We start from the raw sequence: 2140 nt of genomic DNA on the forward strand, positions 1-2140 counted from the left end.
AAGGGAGCGTAGCGTCCCTTACAAGGCACAATGACAACGTAACGAAGTGGAGGGGTCTTTGTGTAGCCTTGCTTATGCTCTAAATAAAAAAGATAAGAAGTAAGAAAAAGAAATGCAAATGAGACAAATAGACTAATCTCAAAGGATCGCCAAAGAAACGATAAGGATGCTAGACGAGCTAGCGCACACCGCCCTTTCGGCTGCGCCGACCCCTACCCATTTCGACTCAAATTTATGAGTGATTTGGGTATATTTTTGGTCGCTTTCAGATTGGGTAAGTCTCTTCCCTTTCGGGCTGCCCTGCGCTGTGAGTAAGGCTTTACGCCCCCATTCCAGTCTCACAACACTAATCAATTATTCCTTTTCCGCAGTTCTCTCTCTAGCAGCTACAAGAGAGCGGTTTTATCGTGCTTTCGCAAGTTTTGATTAGTGCCTTTACCTGTCACCTTTGGAACTTCCCTTGGTCGGTGACTGATACGCATCGCTCTGTCCAAAACATCTTGAGTCCAAACAGAGTGCAGGAATACTTGAAGTGCTTAGATGATATGGCTATCATGAAAGGACTTACCCAGTCGGCAAAACTAGTAAGTATTCCGAACAAAGCCAGCTCGCCAAAGCTGGTTTTGTCATATCTGGGGATTGAGATTACAACCAAAGAGCTGGGATCTCAACGATCCTTTTCTAAGGTAATGAACATCCTCAAGAAAAACGCCTCCCATTGGGAGGCGTTTTTCATATCTGCCAGTTGTAAAAAAGGTCGCCTGTTTTGGCGACCTTTTGGGTTCTATCGTTCAGTTCGTACAAAGTGCCGTTATGGTAAATGAGCACTTAACACAACGAGATTTATGCTCAATTCAGCACGGAATTCAACTTTATTTATATTCACAGTAAGAATAAAATCCCCAAAAAAATGAGATACTGCTTCTAAGTAAGGATACAAATGATATTTGCTTATACATGTCCTAAATGCAAAAAAGAGCGAGCTATTGCCCGAATAAAAAGAACATTTCCTGAAAGGGCTTTTTTCAAAAGAAAGCAAACAAAATGCCAGTGCCAACACTGTCAGCATGTTTTCTTCATCAATTGTTCGGCATGAATACCCCTTCCGAACAATTGATGAAATTAATGATGAAATTAAGCCAAACAATTTTGGTGCCGCTTATTCCTATTATGGTAAATCCGTAAGTTAGGCATCAGAAACCATGCTTCCGACACTCTAAAACGCTCTACACGCTGTTTTAGCAAGAAAACCTAGCGTAGACGCCCCTGAAACACTTTGAAAGTTTGTGACGGTTTCAGAACGATTTACAGGACAAAAAGATCGCTATTCAATTGAAACAAAAAACGCCCTCTAAGGGCGTTTTTCCTATGTATTCATCTTGTCGATGGCATCTTTGCTAAAATCCGACCTCTTTCTGGTGACGAACGGCAAGAACCACAATCTTATCTCCAGAAATACGATATCTAGCCACATAACCAGATTTCCCAAACTCAATAATCCAGTCTCGAAATTCTTGGGGCATATTTTCGATCGGTTTTCCAATTGAGGAAGCTTTAGCAACCTCTCTCATGCTACTGATAATTTTTAGACCTGCTCTGGCTGCTGCCCTCGGATCTTTAGCCTTTAAAAACTCTCTGATTCGGTCTAAATCTCGAATGGCTGACGGGGTATAAATCACTTGTGACATTTAGGCGTTTCTACCTCATCCTCACTCCCCCAAGAACCCAACCAATTTTCAACTTCGCTAGCCGTTAAGTGCGAACCTGTCATCTGATACTCATCCCAAGCGTTCAAGGCATCCTGTCTAAATGCCTCTTTCTTTTCTTCTCGTTCGACATACTGAGAGATCGCCTCTTTCATAATCCAATGAGCTGTGCGCTGTTGAGAGTTTGCTAAATTTTGCACTCGATTTTTCAAAGTCTCATCGAGTTTTATAGAAGTTGGAGTAGCCATAACAAGTCCTAAACTTAAAGGGTATTACTAGGTAATACCTTAGCAAAGTTCATCCGTTTAGCCAATGAACTAACGATTAAATCCGATATTCTGACTTCTGCGATTTTGGCGTGCTAACGACTGCTCTTGCTGTATTGCTTTTCCAACGACTGGAGCTGCTGCGTCAAGTTGTTTACTTGCATGGTC

The 2140-nt window shown here is 42.0% G+C and carries 2 protein-coding genes; both read right to left on the reverse strand.

Annotation, left to right across the window (positions count from 1 at the left end; all coding sequences use genetic code 11):
• Positions 1-1397: 1397 nt before the first annotated feature.
• The gene (locus tag R7035_RS25080) at positions 1398-1688 is read right to left on the reverse strand and encodes a type II toxin-antitoxin system RelE/ParE family toxin (RefSeq protein ID WP_140184568.1); all 291 of its coding nucleotides are present in this window, start codon (positions 1686-1688) and stop codon (positions 1398-1400) included.
• Positions 1676-1954, reverse strand: a complete 279-nt coding sequence (locus R7035_RS25085) for a CopG family ribbon-helix-helix protein (RefSeq protein ID WP_169696687.1) — start codon at positions 1952-1954, stop codon at positions 1676-1678. Before R7035_RS25085 ends, R7035_RS25080 begins: the two co-directional genes overlap by 13 nt.
• Positions 1955-2140 lie beyond the last annotated feature (186 nt).

Source organism: Vibrio sp. 1731, from assembly GCF_033339955.1.
Taxonomy (GTDB): domain Bacteria; phylum Pseudomonadota; class Gammaproteobacteria; order Enterobacterales; family Vibrionaceae; genus Vibrio; species Vibrio alginolyticus.